Source organism: Streptomyces montanus (genome assembly GCF_005786655.1).
Taxonomy (GTDB): domain Bacteria; phylum Actinomycetota; class Actinomycetes; order Streptomycetales; family Streptomycetaceae; genus Streptomyces; species Streptomyces sporangiiformans.
On sequence record NZ_VBZC01000002.1, the window covers coordinates 276882 to 298187 of the forward strand.

General features: G+C 70.1%; 23 protein-coding genes. 15 read left to right on the top strand and 8 right to left on the bottom strand.

The window, feature by feature from the left end; all coding sequences use genetic code 11:
• Window positions 1-278: 278 nt before the first annotated feature.
• The 5 genes from FE633_RS02595 (at window position 279) to FE633_RS02615 (ending at window position 6469) form a co-directional block, all read left to right on the top strand.
• Window positions 279-1289, top strand: a complete 1011-nt coding sequence (locus FE633_RS02595) for a LacI family DNA-binding transcriptional regulator (protein ID WP_246113376.1) — start codon at window positions 279-281, stop codon at window positions 1287-1289.
• A 24-nt stretch (window positions 1290-1313) separates the two neighbouring features.
• The gene (locus FE633_RS02600) at window positions 1314-2558 is read left to right on the top strand and encodes a sugar ABC transporter substrate-binding protein (RefSeq protein ID WP_138043404.1); all 1245 of its coding nucleotides are present in this window, start codon (window positions 1314-1316) and stop codon (window positions 2556-2558) included.
• Between the two features lie 7 nt (window positions 2559-2565).
• Window positions 2566-3528 carry a carbohydrate ABC transporter permease gene (locus tag FE633_RS02605; RefSeq protein ID WP_138043405.1) on the top strand — a complete coding sequence of 321 codons (963 nt, stop codon included), beginning with the start codon at window positions 2566-2568 and terminating at the stop codon, window positions 3526-3528.
• The gene (locus FE633_RS02610) at window positions 3525-4352 is read left to right on the top strand and encodes a carbohydrate ABC transporter permease (RefSeq protein WP_119105467.1); all 828 of its coding nucleotides are present in this window, start codon (window positions 3525-3527) and stop codon (window positions 4350-4352) included. Before FE633_RS02605 ends, FE633_RS02610 begins: the two co-directional genes overlap by 4 nt.
• Before the next feature lie 92 nt (window positions 4353-4444).
• Entirely contained in the window at window positions 4445-6469 is a 2025-nt protein-coding gene (locus FE633_RS02615; protein ID WP_138043406.1) for a glycoside hydrolase family 31 protein, read from the top strand.
• On the opposite strand, the gene FE633_RS02620 is transcribed toward FE633_RS02615, so the two are convergent.
• Both FE633_RS02620 and FE633_RS02625 read right to left on the bottom strand, forming a co-directional pair.
• Window positions 6441-7055 carry a phosphoribosylanthranilate isomerase gene (locus FE633_RS02620; protein ID WP_138043407.1) on the bottom strand — a complete coding sequence of 205 codons (615 nt, stop codon included), beginning with the start codon at window positions 7053-7055 and terminating at the stop codon, window positions 6441-6443. The two genes, FE633_RS02615 and FE633_RS02620, sit on opposite strands and share 29 nt — an antisense overlap.
• Before the next feature lie 58 nt (window positions 7056-7113).
• Window positions 7114-7545 (bottom strand): VOC family protein, encoded by a 432-nt coding sequence (locus FE633_RS02625; RefSeq protein WP_138043408.1) that lies wholly within the window; start codon window positions 7543-7545, stop codon window positions 7114-7116.
• Between the two features lie 95 nt (window positions 7546-7640).
• On the opposite strand from FE633_RS02625, the gene FE633_RS02630 reads away from it, so the two are divergent.
• Complete coding sequence (locus FE633_RS02630; protein ID WP_138043447.1) at window positions 7641-8342, top strand: GntR family transcriptional regulator; 702 nt, start codon at window positions 7641-7643, stop codon at window positions 8340-8342.
• Window positions 8343-8378: 36 nt separating this feature from the next.
• Here FE633_RS02630 and FE633_RS02635 read toward each other — a convergent pair whose 3' ends face one another.
• Window positions 8379-9143 carry a VOC family protein gene (locus FE633_RS02635; RefSeq protein ID WP_138043409.1) on the bottom strand — a complete coding sequence of 255 codons (765 nt, stop codon included), beginning with the start codon at window positions 9141-9143 and terminating at the stop codon, window positions 8379-8381.
• Between the two features lie 167 nt (window positions 9144-9310).
• Here FE633_RS02635 and FE633_RS02640 point away from each other — a divergent pair, with 167 nt between their 5' ends.
• Window positions 9311-10264, top strand: coding sequence for an N-acetyltransferase (locus FE633_RS02640; protein ID WP_138043410.1), 954 nt, complete (start codon window positions 9311-9313; stop codon window positions 10262-10264).
• Window positions 10265-10414: 150 nt separating this feature from the next.
• Window positions 10415-11791, top strand: a complete 1377-nt coding sequence (locus tag FE633_RS02645; RefSeq protein ID WP_138043411.1) for an endo-1,4-beta-xylanase — start codon at window positions 10415-10417, stop codon at window positions 11789-11791.
• Between the two features lie 65 nt (window positions 11792-11856).
• Here the strand turns inward: FE633_RS02645 and FE633_RS02650 are convergent, their stop codons facing one another.
• Window positions 11857-12903 (bottom strand): Ppx/GppA family phosphatase, encoded by a 1047-nt coding sequence (locus FE633_RS02650; RefSeq protein ID WP_138043412.1) that lies wholly within the window; start codon window positions 12901-12903, stop codon window positions 11857-11859.
• A 278-nt stretch (window positions 12904-13181) separates the two neighbouring features.
• Between FE633_RS02650 and FE633_RS02655 the strand changes: the two genes are divergently transcribed.
• The 3 genes from FE633_RS02655 (at window position 13182) to FE633_RS02665 (ending at window position 14729) form a co-directional block, all read left to right on the top strand.
• Complete coding sequence (locus FE633_RS02655) at window positions 13182-13622, top strand: CBS domain-containing protein (protein WP_138043413.1); 441 nt, start codon at window positions 13182-13184, stop codon at window positions 13620-13622.
• 79 nt (window positions 13623-13701) lie between these two features.
• Window positions 13702-14070 carry a DUF6479 family protein gene (locus FE633_RS02660; RefSeq protein WP_119105476.1) on the top strand — a complete coding sequence of 123 codons (369 nt, stop codon included), beginning with the start codon at window positions 13702-13704 and terminating at the stop codon, window positions 14068-14070.
• A gap of 152 nt (window positions 14071-14222) precedes the next feature.
• Window positions 14223-14729, top strand: coding sequence for a flavin reductase family protein (locus FE633_RS02665; RefSeq protein WP_138043414.1), 507 nt, complete (start codon window positions 14223-14225; stop codon window positions 14727-14729).
• Here FE633_RS02665 and FE633_RS02670 read toward each other — a convergent pair.
• Together FE633_RS02670 and FE633_RS02675 are read right to left on the bottom strand one after the other, a co-directional pair.
• Window positions 14722-15723, bottom strand: coding sequence for an SMP-30/gluconolactonase/LRE family protein (locus tag FE633_RS02670; RefSeq protein ID WP_138043415.1), 1002 nt, complete (start codon window positions 15721-15723; stop codon window positions 14722-14724). The genes FE633_RS02665 and FE633_RS02670 overlap by 8 nt on opposite strands.
• A complete protein-coding gene (locus FE633_RS02675; RefSeq protein WP_246113374.1) occupies window positions 15720-16367 on the bottom strand; it encodes a diguanylate cyclase in 648 nt (215 codons plus the stop codon). The genes FE633_RS02670 and FE633_RS02675 overlap by 4 nt, the downstream gene beginning before the upstream one ends.
• 177 nt (window positions 16368-16544) lie before the next feature.
• Here FE633_RS02675 and FE633_RS02680 point away from each other — a divergent pair, with 177 nt between their 5' ends.
• Together FE633_RS02680 and FE633_RS02685 are read left to right on the top strand one after the other, a co-directional pair.
• Window positions 16545-17510, top strand: a complete 966-nt coding sequence (locus FE633_RS02680) for an LLM class F420-dependent oxidoreductase (RefSeq protein ID WP_138043416.1) — start codon at window positions 16545-16547, stop codon at window positions 17508-17510.
• A gap of 30 nt (window positions 17511-17540) precedes the next feature.
• Window positions 17541-17912 (top strand): VOC family protein, encoded by a 372-nt coding sequence (locus FE633_RS02685; protein ID WP_138043417.1) that lies wholly within the window; start codon window positions 17541-17543, stop codon window positions 17910-17912.
• Between the two features lie 53 nt (window positions 17913-17965).
• On the opposite strand, the gene FE633_RS02690 is transcribed toward FE633_RS02685, so the two are convergent.
• The gene (locus FE633_RS02690; protein ID WP_138043418.1) at window positions 17966-18352 is read right to left on the bottom strand and encodes a VOC family protein; all 387 of its coding nucleotides are present in this window, start codon (window positions 18350-18352) and stop codon (window positions 17966-17968) included.
• A 75-nt stretch (window positions 18353-18427) separates the two neighbouring features.
• Here FE633_RS02690 and FE633_RS02695 point away from each other — a divergent pair, with 75 nt between their 5' ends.
• Window positions 18428-18979, top strand: a complete 552-nt coding sequence (locus FE633_RS02695; RefSeq protein WP_138043419.1) for a GNAT family N-acetyltransferase — start codon at window positions 18428-18430, stop codon at window positions 18977-18979.
• Here the strand turns inward: FE633_RS02695 and FE633_RS02700 are convergent.
• On the bottom strand, window positions 18969-19652 hold the full coding sequence (locus FE633_RS02700; protein WP_138043420.1) for a glycerophosphodiester phosphodiesterase: 684 nt from the start codon (window positions 19650-19652) through the stop codon (window positions 18969-18971). The genes FE633_RS02695 and FE633_RS02700 overlap by 11 nt on opposite strands.
• Before the next feature lie 436 nt (window positions 19653-20088).
• On the opposite strand from FE633_RS02700, the gene FE633_RS02705 reads away from it, so the two are divergent.
• Window positions 20089-21306: DUF6421 family protein (locus FE633_RS02705; RefSeq protein ID WP_138043421.1), on the top strand; the 1218-nt coding region annotated here is incomplete at its 3' end.

Below are 21306 nucleotides of genomic sequence, written 5' to 3' on the forward strand. Positions count from 1 at the left end.
GGGAGCGTGCGGGGGTGCACCGAGGGGCCCTTCCGCGACACCGGGTCAGAAACTTTGCGGTTACCGACCGTTGACATGAGACACAGGTCACTCCTACCTTCAGGCACGCGGTTCGGGAATCCGGCTGACGTACGAAATATCGAACGACCGTGGGTGGCGGAGGTGTGTACGGGGTGTCGAACCGGTTCGACGAGGTCGCCGCGGGCGACCGTGGCCCCGCGGGCAACGGCAGCCGCACTCGCGCGAGCAGCGGCAGTCCCACTGCCGCTGCCGTCAACATCGGTGAGATCGCGCGCCTCGCCGGTGTCTCGCGCAGCACGGTCTCGTACGCGCTGAGCGGCAAGCGGCCGATCTCGGAGCGGACCCGGCTGCGCATCCAGCAGGTCATCGACGAGCACGGCTTCCAGCCCAACGCCAGTGCCCGCGCGCTGGCCCACGGTCGCACCCGGACGCTCGGCGTGGTCTTCCCGCCGGCCGGCCGCCGCTACACCGACATGCAACTCGACTTCCTCAACGCGGTGATCGACGCCGCCGCCGCGCACGACCACGACGTGCTGCTGTCGCGCAGTGGCGAGGGCACGGACGAGGCGTTCGACCGGCTGGTGGGGCAGCGACGCGTGGACGGAGCGATCCTGATGGAGATCCGCGTCCGGGACTCACGTGTGGACCGGCTCCTCGGCACCGGATTCCCCTTCGTCACCATGGGGCGGACCGCGGACCCCGACGCCAACTCGTGGGTCGACATGGACTGGACGGAGCTCACCGCACGCTGCGTCCGGCATCTCGCCGAGCTCGGGCACCGGCGGCTCGCCCTGGTGAACCGGCCGCGGGAGCTGTTCGCCGTCGGATACGAGGCCGCGCACCGCGCCGTCGAAGGCTTCCGGGCGACCGTCGCCGAGCAGGGGCTGACCGGCGAGATCCACCACTGCGGGGACGACGCGGCCTCCGGTGAGGCCGTCGTCCGGGAGATCCTCGCCCACGACCCGCTGACGACCGGCCTCGTCGTCCTCAACGAGGCGGCACTCGTGGGTGTGTACCGGGGACTGGCCCAAGCGGGCCGGACCGTGCCCGAAGACGTCTCGGTGACGGGTATCGCGGGCGCCCGCTGGGCCGAGACGGTCACCCCGATGATGACCGGTGCCGACAACCCGTCGGACCTCATGGGCCGGCTCGCCGTGGAGCTGCTGCTGGAACGGCTGGCGGATTCTCCGGCGCGGTCCCGGCACCACCTGCTCGCCCCCGAACTCACCTTGCGGGCGAGCACCGGCCGTGCACCGAACCGCAGTTGAACCACGCACCCCTGGGAGAAACACATGTCGAACCGGTTCGATCGACGCTCGTTCCTGCGGATATCGGGCTCGGGGCTCCTCGCCGCGGGTCTGGCGGGGCCGCTCACCGCCTGCGGCGGCTCGGACAGCGGCTCGTCCGGCGGGAAGGAGCTCGTCTGGTGGGACTACCTCGTCGAGGACGCCCGCCAGCCCGGCATGAAGGCGCTCATCGCCGACATCGAGAAGCAGGTCGGCGTCAAGATCACCCGCCGTACGTTCTCGTACGCCGAGCTGGAGCCCGCCATCATCAAGGGCGCCGCCTCCGGGGACCTGCCCGACATCGCGATCGTCGACAACACCTCGATGAACTCCTTCGTCCCGCAGGGGCTGCTCACCGATCTGACCGACCGTGTGAAGGAGTGGGGCCAGTCGGACGCGTACTTCGAGGGTCCGTGGAACAGCGGCGTCATCGACGGCAAGACCTACTCCGTCCCGAACAACTCCAACTGCCTCTGCCTCTACTACAACACCGAGATGCTCAAGGAGGCGGGCGTCGAGCCCCCGAAGACCTGGGACGAGCTCGCCAAGGCCGCGAAGAAACTCACCAAGGGCGACACCTTCGGCTTCGCCATGAGCGCGATCAAGACCGAGGAGGGCGTCTTCCAGTTCGAGCCCTTCCTGTGGTCGACGGGCGGCGACCTGGACACCTTCGCCACCGACGGCGCCACCGCGCTGGCGTACCTGAAGGACCTGGTCGACGCGGGCGCGCTGTCGAAGCAGTGCGTCGGCTGGACCCAGCAGGACACCAACAACCAGTTCGTCTCCGGCCGTGCGGCCATGCAGATCAACGGCCCCTGGCAACTGCCCGCCCTGCAGGCCCAGAAGAAGGTCAAGTGGGGCGTCGTCCCGATCCCGGTGGACAAGAAGGCGGCGAGCTGCCTCGGCGGCGAGAACTGGGTGATCCTCAAGACGAGCGGCAAGGCCGACCAGTGCTGGCAGGCCATCAAACGCAGCCAGGAGAAGTCGGTCCTCGCCAAGTACCTCGACGGGCTCGGGCTGCTGCCCGCCCGCTCCGACATGGCCGACGCCGGAAAGTGGGCCACCGATCCCACGCTGAAGGTCTTCGTGCAGGAGTTCGCCAACGCGCGCCCGCGGTCCTACGGCCCGAACTACCCGCAGCTGTCGCAGGCGATGGCCGAGGCCCTCCAGGCGTCCCTCACCGGCAGCTCCAGCCCGCAGGCCGCCGCGAAGAAGGCCGCGTCCGCCATCACACCCAAGCTGAAGAAATAGGACCGGGATGAGCCTCCAGGTGAAAGCCCGCGAGCCGGCGAAGGCGGTGACGAAGACGGCAGCGGTGCGGCGCGGACACTCCCTCGTGGCACGCCGCAACCGGGCCGGCTACCTCATGTCGGCGCCCGCCCTGCTGTTCCTCGGCGCGACCATGCTCTTCCCGCTCGTGTACAACTTCTGGACCTCCGTCCACGACGTCGCCATCGGTGATCTGATCACCGGCGACTGGACGTTCAGCGGCGTCGACAACTACGACAGCGTCGTCTCCGAGAGCGCCTTCTGGCACTCGGTGCGTGTCTCACTGGCCTTCACGGCCGGGTCGCTGGCCTTCCAGTTCACGATCGGCTTCGCGCTGGCGCTGCTGTTCGTACGGAAGTTCCCGCTGGCGGGCCTGTTCCGGTCCCTGATGCTGGTGGCGTGGCTGCTGCCGCCCATCGTCTCCGGCACCCTCTTCCGCTGGATGCTGGACGCCGACGCAGGCGCCTACAACGAACTCCTGCGGGCCGTGGGACTCGACTCCCTCGCCCACAACTGGCTGACCGACCCGAGCACCGCCCTGCCCGGCGTGATCGCCGCGAACATCTGGGTGGGCGTGCCGTTCAACATGCTGCTGCTCCTGGTGGGGCTGCAGTCCATCGACCCCACGCTGTACGAGGCGGGTGCCATCGACGGCGCCGGGCCCTGGCAGCGGCTGCGGCACATCACGATCCCGCTGATGCGGCCGGTGTCGGCGGCCGTTCTGCTGCTCGGCCTGATCTACACCTTCAAGGTCTTCGACCTCGTCTTCGTGCTCACCGGTGGCGGTCCCGTCGACACCACGACCGTGCTGCCGCTGTACGTGTACCAGGTGGCGTTCAAGCTGTTCCAGCTCGGCCGGGGCGCGGCAGCGGGCACCCTCCTGCTGGTCATCCCGCTGCTGGTCGCGATCGTCTACGTACGGCGCCTGCGCAAGGAAGGAGCCGCCGCATGACCGGTACGAAGCGGCCCTGGCTGCTCACACTCGTCGCGGGCGTCATCACCGCGTTCTTCCTGCTGCCGCTGTACTGGATGATCGCCACGTCGCTGAAGAAGCCCGACCAGGTACTCACCTCGCCGCCCCAGTGGATCCCGTCCCCGCCGACCGGCGAGAGCTACACACGGGCGCTGGACAAGCCGATGCTCGGACAGGCGCTGCTCAACAGCGTCGCCATCTCGCTCGGTGTCGTCGTGCTGACCCTGTTGTTCGCGGTGCCGCTCACCTACGCCATCGCCCGCATCGGCATGCGCGGCTCCGGCGCCATGGTGCTGTCGCTGCTCGTGGCGCAGCTGCTGCCCAGCATCGTGCTCGCCGCGCCCTTGTTCATCGTGCTGCGGCAGGTGGAGCTGACCAACACCCTCATCGGGCTGATCATCGCCGACACCACGCTCACCCTGCCGTTCGCGGTGATCGTGCTGCGTCCGCTGGTGCGGGCCATGCCCGTCGAGGTCGAGGAGGCGGGGCTGGTGGACGGCTGCGGTCTGCCGGGAGTGCTGTGGCGGATCGTGCTGCCCGTGATGCGGCCGGGTCTGATCGCGGTGGGTGGTTTCTCGTTCCTGCTCGGCTGGGGTGAGTTCGTCTTCGGGATCACCCTCAACAGCGATCCGAAGGTGCAGCCGGTGACCGTCCTGCTGAACACCTTCGTCGGCCAGACAGGTACCGATTGGGGCCCGCTCATGGCGGTCGCCACGCTCGTCAGCATCCCCGTGGTATGCGTCTTCGCGATGCTCCAGCGGTTCATCGTGGGCGGGCTGACCGCCGGAAGCGTCAAGTCCTAACCCGCTGTTCCGAACCCCGCTGTCCGTATCCGCCGTCCCGAACCTGCGTCCTGAACCGTTTTCCCGAACGGCCTTTTCCCGCAAGGAGATCCATGCCTGTCTTCCGCGTGCTCGACGACGCCCTGGAAGTGCGGCACCGGCACCAGGTGCTGCGTGTCGAGGCCTGGGGCACGGACAGCGCCCGCGTCAGGGTCGCCCAGTACCGCATTCCGACGGACGATGTCGGGGCGCTCGACGCGGCACCGGAGCACAGCGGCACCGTGACCGTCGGCGCGGAGAAGACCACGGCTCAACTCGTGAACGGTGAGCTGACCGTCACGGTCGTCTTCGACGGCAACGCGGCCGACCCCGAGCCGCGCCTGACGTTCACCCGCACCAGCACCGACGAGGAACTGCTCGCCGAGCAGCCGGAGCACCCCTGGTCCCCGGGTGCCCGCGCCTTCCAGGGCAACCGGTCCGGCGCGTACGAGATCCATCAGAGATTCGCCGCCCACCCGGGCGAGCGGCTCTACGGACTCGGCCAGCACACCCACGGCCGCCTCGACCACAAGGGCCTGCGCCTCGATCTGGTCCAGCGCAACGGCGAAGTGAGCATCCCCTTCGTACTCTCCAGCCGGGGCTACGGCTTCCTGTGGAACCAACCCGCCCTCGGCCGGGTCGAGTTCGCCGAGAACGCCACGCGCTGGACGGCCGGCCAGGCGCGCGGGATCGACTACTGGATCACGGCCGCGCCCACCCCGCGCGACATCCTCGCCCGGTACGCCGACGCCACTGGCCACGCGCCCGAACTCCCGGACTGGGCCAGTGGTTTCTGGCAGTGCAAGCTCCGCTACCGCACACAGGACGAACTCCTCGCCGTCGCCCGCGAGCACAAGCGGCGCGGGCTGCCCATGTCCGTCATCGTCTCCGACTACTTCCACTGGTCGGCGATGGGCGACTACCGCTTCGATCCCGAAGAATGGCCGGACCCACAGGCCATGGTCGACGAACTCGCCGAGATGGGCGTCGAGTTGATGGTCTCGGTCTGGCCCACCGTCTCCCAGCTCTCCGAGCACTACGAGGACTTCCGCGACCGTGGCCTGCTCCTCGGCTCCGACCAGGGCGCCGAGGTGCACCATCTGGTCCAGGACAAGGGCATGACGACCCGGATGCCCGTCTCCGTGTACGACCCGACCAACCCCGACACCCGCGCGTACGTCTGGGACCTGATCCGCCGCAACTATCTTGACCTCGGCATCCGGGTCTTCTGGCTCGATGCCTGCGAGCCCGAGCTCGACCCCGCCCACCCCGCCAACACCACGCTGTACGCGGGTCCCGGCGCCCAGACCCTCAACGTCTACCCCCGCGACAACGCCCGCCTCTTCGCCGAGGGCATGGCCGCCGCCGGACAGCCCGGCACCGTCCTGCTGTCCCGCTCGGCCTGGGCCGGCTCCCAGAAGTACGGGGCGGCCGTCTGGTCCGGCGACATCCCCGCGACCTGGGACTCGCTGCGCTCACAGGTGCGGGCGGGGCTCTCCATCGCCGTGTCCGGCATCCCCTGGTGGACCACCGACATCGGCGGCTTCCACGGTGGCGACCCGGACGACCCGGCGTACCGGGAACTGATGATCCGCTGGTTCCAGTACGGCGTCTTCTGCCCCCTCTTCCGGCTGCACGGCGACCGCGAGCCGCGTATGCCGTGGGGGTACGCGCAGACCGGCGGCCCCAACGAGGTCTGGTCGTACGGCGAGGAGGCGTACGAGATCCTGTCCGCCCAGCTCTTCCTGCGCGAGCGGCTGCGGCCCTACCTGCACGAGCAGATGCGTGTCGCGGCGGTCGACGGTGTGCCGCCCATGCGGCCCCTTTTCGTCGACTTCCCGCGGGACGAGGCGAGTTGGACCGTCGAGGACCAGTTCCTCTTCGGCCCGGACATCCTCGTCGCCCCGGTCACGGAACCGGGCGCCCGCCACCGCGAGGTGTACCTCCCCGCGGGCCGCACCTGGACCGACGCCTGGACCGGGCGCACCCACGAAGGCGGCCGGACACTCATCGCCGAGGCACCGATCGAGCGCATCCCCGTCTTCACTGCTCAGGGATCCGACCTGCCCCTCAAGGACACCGGTCGCGGGCGGATGTGATGAAAGCGGTGATCAGCGCGGGATCCTTGACTCCTCGGCTCCGCTCAACGCCGCTGGACACGTCGACGCCCCATGGGCAGGTGGCGTCGACGGCATCGCGCACGTTGTCCGGGGTGAGGCCGCCGGCGAGCAGCCACTTCTCTCCGGGGGCGGCCGGCGGTTTCCCGGTCCAGTCCCAGGGGACGCCGGAACCTGGTACAGGGGCGTCGAGGAGGAGGATGTCCTCGCCCATGTCCCCGCAGCGCGGCACCTGGTTGCCGAACGCCGCGGCTCGGATCAGTGTCCACCCGCCCGTGGCCAGGTCGTCGTAATACGCGCGGTCGTCCGGCCCGTGCAGTTGGACGGCACGGATTCCCGCGCGGTCGGCCAGGGATCGCACCTCGCGAAGGGGCTCGTCGCGGAAGACACCGACCGTGAGGACGTGCTCCGGTACGCGACGGCACAGCCCTGCGGCTGTGGTGGCGTCGATGCGGCGCGGACTGTCCGAGAAGACGAACCCGATGGCGTCGGCCCCTGCTTCGACGGCCGTGTCGACGTCCCTCTCGGTTTTCAGACCACAGATCTTGATGAACAGGGAGTCACTCATGCACGCCTCCGGCGGCTCCGACCTGGAACACCCTCATTGTCGTGATCCTTCCTTCGTGTCAGGCGGCGAAGACCTGTGAGTCGTCGGCGAACGCCTTGAACTCCAGGGCGTTGCCGGCCGGGTCGAGCAGGAACATCGTCCACTGCTCGCCGGTCTGCCCCTCGAACCGCACATAGGGCTCGATGACGAACTCCGTGCCCGCCGTGCGCAGCCGGGCGGCGAGCTTGTGGAACTCCGGGACGGTCAGGATCAGCCCGAAGTGCGGCACGGGGACGTCGTGGCCGTCGACGGGGTTGTGTATGCCCCGCGGGCGGGCGGGCGCCAGGTGAGTGACGAACTGATGGCCGTGCAGGTTCCAGTCCACCCAGCTGTCCGCGCTGCGGCCCTGCTCCAGGCCCAGCACCTCGCCGTAGAAGTGGCGCGCGGCGGTCAGGTCGTCGACCGGCATGGCCAGATGGAACCGGGGGATGGGGGAGTCGAGAACGGTCATGTGAGGGTGCTGCCTTCCTGAACGCGAGCCCGGCGACGCGCCGGGTCAGCTGTGAATGTCGTAATGTAAACATTACGACATGGAGGGTGGGCGTGATGGGTGAACAGGGCAGGGTGGTGCCGGCCCGCCGCAGAGGGCTGGCCGACGAGGTCGCGGACCGCGTCCGGGAGGCGATCTTCAGCGGGGTCTACGCTCCCGGGGCACAACTGCGCGAGGTGGAGCTGTCAGGCGCGCTGGACGTCAGTCGTGGCCCGGTGCGCGAGGCGCTGCTCCGGCTGGAGCGCGAGGGCCTGGTCCGCAGCGCATGGCACCGCGGCGCCACGGTGACGACGCTGACCTCCACGGACATCGCCGAACTGGACAGCCTGCGCGGGACCCTGGAGCACCTCGCCGTCCAGCAGGTGATCGCCCACGCCTCCGACGAGGACATCGCGGCCATCGACAAGGCGGCCGACCGCATGGAGCGCGCCGGGGACGAGCACGAGATGGTGCGCTGCGACATCGCCTTCCACGACGCCGTCTACGCCGCCGCACGACACCGGCGCCTGCAAGTGGCGTGGCAGGCGATCCGCTCCCAGGTCCACCTGTTCCTGCTGACCCGGATCGGCGCCGACTCCCAGGGCTACCTCGCCCACATCCCGGACGAGCACCGCGCCCTCGTCGCCGCCCTTCGCGCCCGCGACGCCGCGACCGCCCTCGACCTCTTCGCCACCCACCGCCGCCACGCCTTCGACGTACTCGCCGGCACTGACGCCGCGGACCCGGGCGAAGAGCCCGACCCGCCGGACAGTCCCTAGCCCTCCTCGGCCCTCCTCGGCCCTCCTCGGCCCTCCTCAGCTCTCCTCGGCCTCCTTGTAGATGCCGAACGCCGCCCCCTGCGGGTCCCGTGGCACGGCGATGCGCGGGCCGTCCGGGACAGAGGTGGGTTCCATGAGGAGGTGGCCGCCGGCGTCGGTACAGGCCCGGGCGGTCGTGTCGACGTCCTCGACGGCGAAGTACGGCAGCCAGTGCGAGGGCACCTCGTGCGGGAACCTGGCGCCCATCTCCACCATGCCGCCGAAGTCGGCGCCTTCGATGCCCCATTGCGTGTATGACTCCGAGGGGTGGACGGTCCAGTCGAACACCGTCGTATAGAAGGCGATGACCGCGTCCGGGTCGCGTGTCATCAGCTCGACCCAGCCGAGCGAGCCCGGTGCGTTGAACAGCGCGGCGCCGTGGAAGGACCACGGCTGCCACAGCTGGAAGACCGCGCCGCCCGGATCGGCCACCACCGCGAAGCGGCCATGGTCGAACACGTCCATCGGCTCCAGGAGAACCGCGCCGCCCGCGGCCCGCACCGCAGCCGCTGCCGCGTCCGCGTAGGGCACCGCGAACGACACGTTCCAGGCGACGGGCTGCCCCTCCCGATACAGCGGGCTCAGCGCCGCGACCGGCGCGTCGCCGAGGTGCGCGATGGTGTAGCCGCCCGCCTCCTCACGCGGGTCCGTCTCCGGCCGCCAGCCGAAGAGATCGGCGTAGAACCACTTGGCCGCCTCCAGATCACTGGTCCCGAGCTCGGCCCAGCAGGGCCCGCCGGGCACCGGCTTGTCGAACTTCATGACCATCCCTCCGCCGGAAGCGCTCCCTTCCAGCACGCTAAACCGGCCCACGGGTCCCGGCCATCCGGCGAAAACCGCATGGCGGGACCGGGCCGTGGGGCGTAACCTCTGCCGCGTACCGCACCTCATGGCGGCCTCCCTCAACGATCATCGCCCGGAGGTCCCGCATGTCCGCGCTCAAGGTGCGCCCCTTCCATCGTGACGACCGAGATCAGCTCACCGAGCTCGTCAACGCCCATGTCGCCGCCGTCGTCCCCGGTGTCTCCGTCTCCGTGAACACGGTGCTCAGTGAGTTGCAGCGGCAGCCGGACGAGTTCATCACCGACCCATGGGTGGCCGAGCGGGTCACCCTTGTCGCGGAGCAGCGCCAGTATGTGGTGGCCGGCGCGCACCTGCTGCGCTACCGCGCCGACGCCGAGGTCGGCGAGCACTACCGGGACGCGGGCGAGATCGACTGGTTCGTCTGCCGTCCGCCCGCCTCCTTCTGGCCGGACTCCGAAGTGGCCGCCGACCTGCTGATGGCGGCCTGCGTGGCCCAGCTCGCCCGCTGGAACGTCCGCCTCCGCCATGCCGACGGCGCCCTGCCCGCTCCCGCCGTGTACGGCCTGCCCCGGCCCTGGCCACACATCCGTGCCGCGTACGAAAGGGCCGGCTTCCGGCACACGGGCGGCACGGAGGTCATCCTGATCGCCGAGGTGGCCGATCTGCCATCGATGACGCCGCTGCCGGGAGTCCGCGTCGACCGCACGCTCGGCGAATGCGGCACCCGCTTCACGGCCCGCGACGCGGCCCCCTCCCCGCGCGAGCGCAGCCGACAGCCCGAGGGAGGGCGCATCCTCGGCTTCATCGAGATCGACACGGCTCTGAGCCGCCCCGAGCGCCATGCCCGCAGCGGCGGTCTCGCCGACATCGGCAACTTCCCCATCGAGCACCCGCTCGACGGTCTGGAGAGCCTGCTTCTCGCGCAGGCCGCCGACTGGCTCCGCCTCTGTGGAGTGGAGCGGCTGATCGCGTACGAGTCCTCCGAGGACGCGGAAGCGATCAGCCGCCTGACCGCCGCAGGCTTCCACGAGCTGACCCGCACCGACCGCGGCTGGGAACACCGGCCCGAGGGTGGGTGACGTCGCTCCCGGCGTCCCCTTCGGTCAACTCCCTCACCTCCGTTGACGGTTCACACCCACGCCTCTACCGTTCCGGAAGCACTCTCGAAACTTTGCAGAATTCTTCCGGAAATTCCGGGATCGACGTGAAGCCATCATGAGAGGACGTCCATGAAGCTCCTGAGCTTACGAAGAGCCGCGTCGGTGACTCTGGCCGCAGCGTCGCTCGTGATCGGGGGAGCCGCCTCCGGTCACGCCGCCGCCGAACCCGTCCTGCGGGACCTCGCCGCCGCCAAGGGCATCTACTACGGAACGGCCGTCACCGCCTCCAAGCTCAACGGCTCCTACGGGGCCATCACCGGTGAGCAGTTCAACTCCATCACCCCCGGCAACGAGATGAAGTGGGGCTCGGTCGAACCGACCCGCGGCAGCTACAACTGGTCCGGCGCCGACGCCGTCGTCGATTTCGCCGAGGCGCACGGCCAGAAGGTCCGCGGCCACACCCTTGTCTGGCACAGCCAACTGCCCAACTGGGTCAGCAACGGCAGCTGGACCGCCGACAGCCTGCGGACCGTCATGACCGACCACATCGCCACCGAGGCAGGCCGCTACAAGGGCCGCATCGACCACTGGGACGTGGTCAACGAGCCGTTCAACGAGGACGGCACGCGCCGGCGGTCGGTCTTCCAGACGGCGATCGGCGACTCGTACATCGCTGACGCGCTGAGGGCCGCCCGCGCCGCCGACCCGACCGCCAAGCTGTACGTCAACGACTACAACGTCGAGGGCGTCAACGCGAAGAGCACCGCCCTCTACAACCTGGTCAAGTCGCTCAAGGAACAGGGCGTCCCGATCGACGGCGTCGGCCTCCAGGCCCATCTGATCCTCGGTCAGGTGCCGTCCACCCTGCAGGCCAACATCCAGCGCTTCGCGGACCTCGGCGTCGACGTCGCGATCACCGAGCTCGACATCCGGATGACGGTCCCGCCGACGAGCGCCCAACTCGCCCAGCAGAAGGCCGAGTACAAGGCCGTCACCAGCGCCTGCCTCGCCGTGTCACGCTGCGAGGGTGTCACCGTCTGGGGCTTCACCGACTCCGACTCATGGATCCCCGACGTGTTCCCCGGCTACGGCGCCGCCACCCCGTACGACGAGAACTTCCGGCCCAAGCCCGCCTACTACGGCATAGCGGAGGCCCTCGGCTGGACAGACGGCGGCACCACTCCGACGGGCAGTTGCGCGGTCACGTATGCCGTGCAGAACCAGTGGAACTCCGGGTTCACCGCACAGGTGACGGTCAAGAACACGAGTACGGCCGCCGTCAACGGATGGACGGTGGCGTGGAGTTGGCCCGCCGGGCAGCGGGTGACGCAGGCCTGGAATGCCACCGTCACCCAGTCCGGCTCCGCCGTCACCGCCACCAACGCCCCGTACAACGCCGCGATCGCACCGGGGGCGACGGTCACCTTCGGGTTCAACGGAGCCTTGTCCGGCAGCAACAGCGCGCCCACGGCCTTCACCCTCAACGGGACGGCCTGCACGGCATAGCGCACCGGCGGGCCGGCGGGGAGTGGGAGGCGCCCGCCCTCCGCCGGCCCGTGATCCCGCCGGAACTACCCCACACCCCCCGAGAGTTGTGCGCCCCGTGAGCCCTCCTCCTCGCCGACGGGGTGGAGGACCCGCGGTGGTGTGGCGTCGTGCTCGCGGACGGCAGGAGCCGTCCCGTCCCACCACTCGGCGTTGCCGTCCTCGATGCAGCGCAGCATGACTCCCTCGCGCAGCGCCCAGGGGCAGATGGTCACCTCGTCGATGCCCATCAGCTTCATCGTCGTGTGCGCGACGATCGCCCCGGCAAGGGACTGGCCCGAACGGGCGGCGGAGATGCCCGGCAGGCCTGCGCGTTCCGCCGCCGACAGCTCCGCGAGCCGGTCGACCGCCCGGCGGAGATCGGCGCGCGTCATGCCCCGCGGTGTGAAGGGCCCCTGCCGGCCGGGAGGCGCGCCGCACAGGCGGCCCAACTGCTGGAACGTACGCGACGTGGCGACCGTCGTGCGCGGAGCCTCCCAGCGGATGCGGGCCGCGACGTCGCGCAGTTGGTGGCGCACATGGCGGCGCAGCGCCTTGGTCTTGCGCTGCGGGGGCGGATCCTGGCCGCGGAAGTACTCACGGGTCATCCGGTTGGCCCCCAAAGGGAGTGAGATGGCGAAGTCGGGCAGCTTGCTGCGACCGAACGCCACCTCCAGCGAGCCGCCCCCGATGTCCAGCATGGCCAGCGGTCCCGCACGCCAGCCCATCCACCGCCGCGCGGCCAGGAAGGTCAGTTCCGCCTCGACCTCTCCCGGCAGGATGTGCAGCGGAACTCCGGTCTCCGTGGAGACTCGCCGCAGGATTTCCTGGCGGTTCGGGGCATCCCGCACGATCGCGGTGGCGAAGGCGAAGGGCCGGGTCACACCCCAGCGCCTGCCCTCGCTCCGGGCGGCCGCGACGGCGTCGACGATCCGGGCCACCTGTTCGTCCGGCAGGTGGCCGCCACGCTCGACGTGTTCCGACAGCCTCAGCCGCCGTTTCGCGGTGTGCACGGGCAGCGGAACCGCACCGTCCGTCTCCGCGATGACGAGCCGCACCGTGTTCGAACCGACATCAAGCACTCCCATACGCATCCCCTCCCCGTACCCGGGGCGGCTTGTGCCAACCGGTCGCCTACTGGGCGCCCGGGGGCAGTTGGCGTAAATCGCGCCGTCCGGGTCCGGTTGACGTGCGTGCGCGGCTGCCTCGGAGCGCCTGGTGTGCGCTCCCGCGCGATCGACTACCAGGAAGGTTGGGCGGACGCGGCAGGGGTACTGCACGCGGCGCGGCCCGGAAAGATCCAGGCGGAGCTCGGGGTTCAGGGGTTCGGGGCTCAGAGACCGGAAACCGGAAACCGGAAAGGTGAAGGGACATGGCCCAGTTGGTGTACGACGTCATGACACCCGGTGCGACGACGGTCGAACCCGGCGCGTCGCTCGTGGAGGTGGCCCGGTTGATGCGGGACCAGGACCTCGGCGGCGTCCTGGTCGCCGAGGGGGACCGACTGCTCGGCGTGGTCACCGACCGTGACATCGCGATGCGCGTGGTGGCGGACGCCGGTGACCCGCGCATCATCGACGTCGGCTCGATCTGCACGCCGGACCCGGTGTGCGTCGGCCCCGACGAGGAGGCCTCGGCCGCTGTCGCGCTGATGCGGCGGCACGCGGTGCGCCGGCTCCCCGTGGTGCAGGACGGCAGGCCCGTCGGCATGGTCAGCCTCGGCGACCTGGCGGCGAACCGGGACCCGAACTCCGTGCTCGCCGACATCAGCCGGGCCGCGCCCTGCCCCCGACGGGGCCCGTCGGCGACGTGACCCGAGCGGCTCACGAGCGGCTCACACGACGGCCCGCGGTGCACCTGTTTCGCCCGGTCCCCGCGGGTACTCGCCCGACATGGACACCTTCGGCAGAGGTTTGGCCATCCCTCCTGAAGTCGCGGCCGTGGCCCTCCCCCTCGGAGCGGGCTTGACGATCACGTTGATGCTCATCGCCGCGGTCTGGCTGGGCAAACGCGTGCGCGCCCGTGAACCCGGCCCCCCGCGCCCCGAGGACCAGCCCCACCTGCCCGAGACCGGCGCCGTCCACGAGATCAGCGAGATGCGTGAGCCCGATGAGATGCCGCACGACGGCACGGTGCTCCTCCCGCACGAGCTGCGGGCCCTGGGCAACATGGGTTCGCGTCGCGCGAAGAACCAGAAGCCGCCGACCTGGAACGAGGGCAGCAGCGGCGGATTCGGCAGCGGCGGGCCCGGGCACCACTGAGGCCGGCGGCCACTCTCGGCGGGTCGGGGCACGTGACGGAGTCCCGGCCCGTCGTCGGCCGCCCTGCCGCCCGAACCCGCCAGAGAGGTGGGTGCCGCGCCATGAGGACGGACCGCGATCCCGGGCGAGAGGGCAGAGGGCCAGGCACTGACATGACGGTCATGGAGTCATTCGTCGACCGGCTCGACCACCCCGTGTACCTGGTGACCGCCACGGCCGACGGGGAGCGGGCCGGTTGCCTGGTGAGCTTCGCCTCGCAGTGCTCGATCCGGCCCGCCCGGTTCATGGTGTGGCTGTCGACGCTCAACCGGACCTTCCGGGTGGCGCGCTCCGCGGAACGGCTCGCGGTGCATCTGCCCGGTCGCGACCAGTACGCGCTCGCGGAGCTGTTCGGCGGCGAGACGGGCGACCGCGTGGACAAGTTCGCACGGGCCGCCTGGACAGCAGGCCCCGACAGCGTGCCCGTACTGGACGGCACGCTCGCCTGGTTCGTCGGCCGGGTGGAAGGGCGTACCGACGCGGGCGATCACGTCGGCTTCCTCCTCAGCCCCGTCGCGGGCGGGAGCGGCGGGCGCACGGGGCGTAAGGGATGTACGGAACGGGAGCCGCTGCGCCTGAGTGACGTCGACGGCATCACCGCCGGGCATCCCGTCAGCTGATCACGCCCTCGCCCGCCGGCGCCTCGCACACCGCGATCCCGTCCTCCAGGAGGCTCCCCAGAACCAAGGTGCTCCCGCATTCGTGGACGCTGGTCACCATGCGGTAGCCGGCCCGGCGGCGCCCGAGATCGTGGCGGATCCGGCCGTCGGGGGCGACGCCCATGACGCGGGCGACCGGGCGCGGGCGGACGCGGAGCGGACGGACGATCCGCCAGACCGCACGGCGCACTCCCACGGGCACATGACGCAACCAGTCGAGGGGCGCTTGGCGCGGGCCGGCCAGGGCGACCCAGATCGTCCCGTCCGCGCCACGCGAAAGGTTGTCCGGGAAGCCCGGCAGGTTCTCGATCAGGGTGTCCTGGCGGCCGGCACGCGCACCGGACAGCCACAGCCGGGTGAGACGGTACGCGCCGCTCTCGGCCACCACGACACAGGACTCGTCCTCGGACAGGACCACTCCGTTGGCGAAACGCAGGCCGTCCAGGAGGAGTTCGGCCGCGTCGCTGCCGGGCCGGAGCCGGAACAGCCGGCCGGTCGCCGTGTCCTCGATCAGGTCGCCGAGCCAGTCCTGAAGCCTGTACCGCCCGCTGGAGACGGTGAAGTACACGGTGCCGTCCGCCGCCGCGGCCGCGTTGCTGCAGAACCGCAGCGGCGCGCCCGCCACGGAGTCGACGACAATCTCGACCGCCCCGTTCCCACGACCCGGGGTGACACGCAGCAGCCCGCGCTCCGCGTCGCACACCAACAACGTCCCGTCCGGCAGGACTTCGAGCCCCAGTGGCCGACCTCCGGTGTGGGCGAGTTGTTCCACGTCGGCGGGACGACCATACGGAGAGACACGCAGAATGCGGCCGTCCTCGACACCCGTGATCACGCGGCCTTCGCGGTCGACGACGACATCCTCCGGGCCCGTGCCGCCGACGGGTACGCGGCGCAGGGACGGCAGCCCCGCGGGCGCGGTTCGACGCGTCGGCCTGTGGGCTCGCGGTGTCATGACGAGCGCTGGGCCCGGACGCAGCGCCGCAGCTCCTCGGCGTACGGCAGCATCACCCCGGCACCGATCACCACGCCCAGCCCCGCCAGATACGCGGCGGACAGCGGCCGGTCCTTGGGCAGCAGCCTCCAGTCGTCGGGGCCGCGGCCGCCGCGCAGGGTCGCGCGGACCTCATCCGAGTGCAGGCACGCCGTGAAGGCCAGCCCCGACAGCGGCAGTACCTCCAGGAAGCTGTGGATGTGCTGCTCGACGGGGCGCACTTCCCGCTCCTCGACGGCCAGCGTCACGTCGTACAGGGCGGTGGCGCTGTGAGCCGCCGCGGCCCCGCCCATCACGGACAGGACGAGCGGGTTGATCCGGGCCAGGAGGCCCATGAGGACCGGGATTCCGGCCTCGGTCATCATCAGCGCGTGTACGACGGACTCCTTGGTGCCGGAGGTGTGCTCGATCCGGGTGCGCCGGTGCATCCACCAGTCGGCGACCGCCGGCACGACCCACAGCGGCAGCACCCCGTACAGCAGAAACCTCCGGTTCGCGTCCTCGGTCTCGGTGGACGTGAGGGAGACCGGCAACCGGTCGCGTCCTTGCCGCCAGTGCCGCCATTGCTGCCAGGACCTGGTCAGGGACTTGCCGGGCAGAGCCATCGGGAACCTCCGTCGCACACGAGGATGGACATGCCCGGCCCCGGTACCCGGCACCGGCCCGCGCACACCGCCGTCGCGGGACCGGGCCGCCGTGCGCCGAGGCCAGACGGCACCCCCTCGGCGTCAGCGCCCGCCCGGGGCACGTTTCGGGTACCCCTGACCGGCTACTAGGAACGCATGGTGCAAATCGGATACACGATGATGGCCGAGCAGGCAGGCCCTCGTGAACTCGTGCAGCACGTGGTGGCCGCGGAACACGCAGGGTTCGACTTCTCCGTCACCTCCGACCACTACTTCCCCTGGCTGGAGGAACAGGGGCACGCTCCGTACGCGTGGAGCGTGCTGGGGGCCGCGGCGCAGGCCACGTCCCGGATCCCTCTCATGACGTATGTGACCTGCCCGACGACGCGCTATCACCCGGCGGTCGTCGCCCAGAAGGCCGCCACGACGCAGCTGCTCGCCGAAGGCCGCTTCCGGCTCGGGCTCGGCTCCGGCGAGAACCTCAACGAGCACGTGGTGGGCGACGGTTGGCCGGCCGCACATGTCCGCCTCGACAAGCTGGAAGAGGCCGTCCGGATCATCCGCGCCCTGTTCTCCGGTGAGACCGTGAACCACCACGGCCCGCACTTCGACGTGACGAACGCCAAGCTGTACGACGTCCCCGACGAGCCGCCCCCGATCGGCGTCGCCGTCTCGGGCGAGCGCTCCTGCGCACTGGCCGGCCGGCTGGCCGACCTGGTGATCGCCACCGAACCGAAGACCGAGCTGGTGGACTCCTTCGAACGGCACGGCGGAAGCGGCAAGCCGAAGGTGGGGCAACTGCCCGTCTGTTACGACCCGGACAAGGACGCGGCCGTCGGCCGGGCTCACGACCAGTTCCGCTGGGCGTTGGGCGGCTGGCCGGTCAACGCCGAACTGCCCGGCCCCGCGAACTTCGGCACAGCCACCCGGAACGTACGTCCGGGGGATGTCGCGGAGACCATTCCGTGCGGCGACGACGTCGACACGTTCGTCGAGGCCGTACGCCCCTACGTCACCGCGGGCTTCACCGAGATCGCACTCGTCCAGGTCGGCGGTGAACACCAGCACCCCTTCTTGGACTGGGCGGAGAAGAAGCTGCTGCCGGCGCTGAAGGACCTGTGAACGAGGCTTGAAGGAAAGGACTTTCCCACCATGGCCATCGCCCAGTACCGCCTCGTAGCCCTGGACTGTCCGGATCCCATGGCCCTCGCCACCTTCTACGCGGGAGTGCTCGGCGGCGACATCAAGCAGTACAGCGACGACTGGTACGACCTCTACGCGCCCGGCGGCCATCGCATCGCCTTCCAGCGCGCCCCCGGCTTCCGTCCGCCGCACTGGCCACGCGCCGACGACAACTCCCAGCAGCTGCATCTGGACTTCACCGTCCCGGACATCGACACCGCCGAAGCCCAGGTCCTGGCCCTCGGTGCCACCCCGCTCGACCTGGACGACGAGGACGGCCGTCGCGGGTTCCGGGTGTACGCGGACCCCGTCGGCCATCCCTTCTGCCTGTGCCGGGAGTGACGGCGGCCGCCTCAGTGTCCCCGGCAGAGGACGGCCGGCTGAGCGGTGGGGCCCTACGGCCGGTACCGCAGCGGATGGTCCGCAGGCACCTCCACCACCACGATCTCGGTTCCGTCCGGGTCGGTGAGCCACATCTCGATCAGGCCCCACGGTTCCTTGACCGGGGGCCGCTGCACCTCCACGCCCGCCGCCGTCAGCTCCTCGTACGCGGCGGTCACGTCCGCCACCTGGAGCCACAGCTTGAGCGCGGGGGAGGGGGGTTCTTCGGAGCGGCCCGAGACTTCCAGGAAGCCACCGCCGAGGAAATAGACGGTGCCGCGTTCGGGGCCGGTGCCGAACTCCCGGTAGACGGGCAGGCCCAGTTGCTCGCCGTAGAAGGCGCGGGAGCGATGGGGGTCGGTGGGGCGGAGCAAGGTCCGGCTGCTGAGTACATGCACCATGCACCCGCACTTTAGCCGGACAGGCCTTAGGCTCATCGGTGCCCCAGCCGCGCCCGAGACCGGAGAGCCGTTTCCATGGACACCGCCGAGACCGCCGACACCGGCCTGACCTTCCGAGACGCCACCGACGCCGATGTCGACGCCCTGGTGGTGCTGATCGAGTCGGCCTACCGAGGAGACTCCAGCCGGACCGGCTGGACCACCGAGGCGGACATCCTGGAGGGGCAGCGGACGGATCCGGAGGGTGTGCGCGCGGTCATCAAGTCGCCCGACAGTCGCCTGCTGATCGTAGAGCGCGAGGGCACCGTGATCGCCTGCTGTCAGCTCGAACACCGCGGTGACCACGCCTACTTCGGCATGTTCGCGGTCAGCCCGGCGCTCCAGGGCGCGGGTCTCGGCAAGGTGATCATCGCGGAGGCGGAGCGGCACGCACGCGAGACGTGGGGCGTGCGCGCGATGCACATGACCGTGATCTCCGTGCGCGAGGACCTCATCGCCTGGTACGAGCGGCGCGGCTACCGCCGTACGGGAGAGATGACCCCCTTCCCGTACGGCGACGAACGGTTCGGCATTCCGCAGCGTGACGACCTGCAGTTCGAGCTCCTGGTGAAGCCGCTTACGCCGTGAAGCGACCGGTGCGCTTGATCTCCGGGTAGTCGGTGGTCGCCCCGTCGAGCTCCAGTGCGCGCACCAGCCGCAGATGGTCCTGCGTGTTGACCACCCAGCCGATGATCCGCAGGTCCGCCTTGCGCGCACGCTCGACGATCTCCAGGGTGAGCCGCCGGATGTTCAGTACGAGGGTGGTGGCGCCGACCGCCGTGGCGCGCTCGACGACGTCGGTGCCGTACCGGCTGGCGACCAGCGCGGTGCGTACGCCTGGGACGAGCCGCGCGATCTCGGCGATGGCCTCGTCGTGGAACGACAGCACCTCGACCCGGCCGACCAGATCCCGCCGGTGCATGACCTCGGCGAGCGCCCGGGCCGCCGCGACGTCCTTGATCTCGGCCTGCAGCGGTGCCGAGACAGCGTCCAGTACCTCCTCGAAGACCGGGATGCGCTCACCGTGCCCCGCGTCCAGCGCGCGAAGCTCGGCGAGGGTCTTCTCCGCGATCGGTCCCGAACCGTCGGTGGTCCGGTCCACGTCGGTGTCGTGCATGACGACGAGCTCGCCGTCCTTGCTCAGATGCAGATCGAGTTCGATCACGTCGAGGCCCGCTTGCTGGGCGGCGACGAAGGAACGAAGGGTGTTCTCGGGTTCGACACCCATGATTCCGCGATGACCGATGGTGAGGAAGTTCAAGGCTGACTCCGCTTCCGTCGACGGCGGCTCGACTGCCGCGCTGCGGTCCCGTACCCACGCGGCAAGGCCGCAGCCTAATCGCCAGGCTCGGCGATGAACCCCGTCCGACACCGGGGAATGACGCGTTCCAGCCGCCCCGGCACGGATTGCCGCGGTGTATCGGATCACCCCTGAGTGGGCGCGTCCCGAGAGCGTTGACCGAACGCTCCGGTTTCGCGGGCTTCGCTGCCGCTTACGTGCGGAGCTTCTGGAGGCACGTGTGGCCTGTGGGGTTACCCACGAATGAGCGAAAGTAATCGTCTAAGCGATGCATGACAGGAAAAAGAGCGGCGACGATGGGGCCAGACAGGACAATTTCCCGATCTTCCCTCTTGTGGGGAAGAACCCCGCATGCGTACGGTGTCCATACGCGAGGTTCTCCCGTGGAGGATGGGTCATGACGGAAATTCTTGTGCAGGTGGGCACGGAGGAGCAGGTTCCTTCCGGTGGCAGGGTGGTGGACCACCCGGCTTGGCCCGTGCTCAAGGATGCCGTGGAGCGGATCCGGCCATGGCAGTCCAAGGACGGCTCGATCGACTTCGACGCCGAGGGCGCGCCGGATCGAGGCGAAGCCGAGCTCGCGGTACGCCGTGTCGCGGACTCCGTAGAGGTGCTCTCCCCGCTGCTGCCGCATGACGCGGCCTACCACGAGGCGCTCACCAGGGACCTGCGCCGCTGGGCGGACGAGGGCTTCAAGGTGCCCGACTTCCTGGACTCGCTGCTGGCCTTCGAGCCCGCCGCGCACCGCGAGGACGGCCTCCAGCATCTGGTCGTCTTCCCGATGTACACGCAGAACGGCAACCCGGACCGCAACTTCGAGGCGGTCGTGCTGCGCATGGTGTGGCCGGACTGGCTCGCCGAGCTGGAGCGCACCCGCTACGACAACCCGCTGTTCTGCGGCATCACCTTCGAGGACTTCACCTCGGGATACGACACCAACTCGGCCGTCCTCTTCCCGGAGACCATCGCCGTCCGTCAAGCCCCCGAGCGGTTCAGCTGGGGCGGCATCTTCTGCGACCGCGAGGCGGCCCGCTTCCGCCGGGTCACCGAGGCCGCCGTCGACATCCTCGGCCTCGACCTGCCCGACGACGTCCGCGAGATGGTCGGGGACCAGGATCGCTGCCAGCAGGCGTTCGTCCTGTGGGACATGGTCCACGACCGCACCCACAGCCATGGCGATCTGCCCTTCGATCCGTTCATGATCAAGCAGCGCCAGCCGTTCTGGATGTACGGCCTGGAGGAGCTCCGCTGTGACCTCACCGCCTTCAAGGAGGCCGTGAAACTGGCGGACGACGGCGTCCCGCAGGGCCGTGACGTGCAGTACGCGGTGCTGTTCGACCGGATGTTCCGCTTCCCCGTCACCGGCGAACGCGTCCGCAACTACGACGGCCTCGGCGGCCAGCTGCTCTTCGCGTACCTGCACCGGCACGATGTCCTCCGCTGGACCGACAACAAGCTGTTCATCGACTGGCAGCGCGCCCCGCAGGTCACCAACGAGCTGTGCGCCGAGATCGAGAAGCTGTACCGCGACGGCATCGACCGTCCGAAGCTGGTCCACTGGCTCGCCGGCTACGAGCTGGTCTCCACCTACCTCGCCCCGCACCCGGGCTCCAAG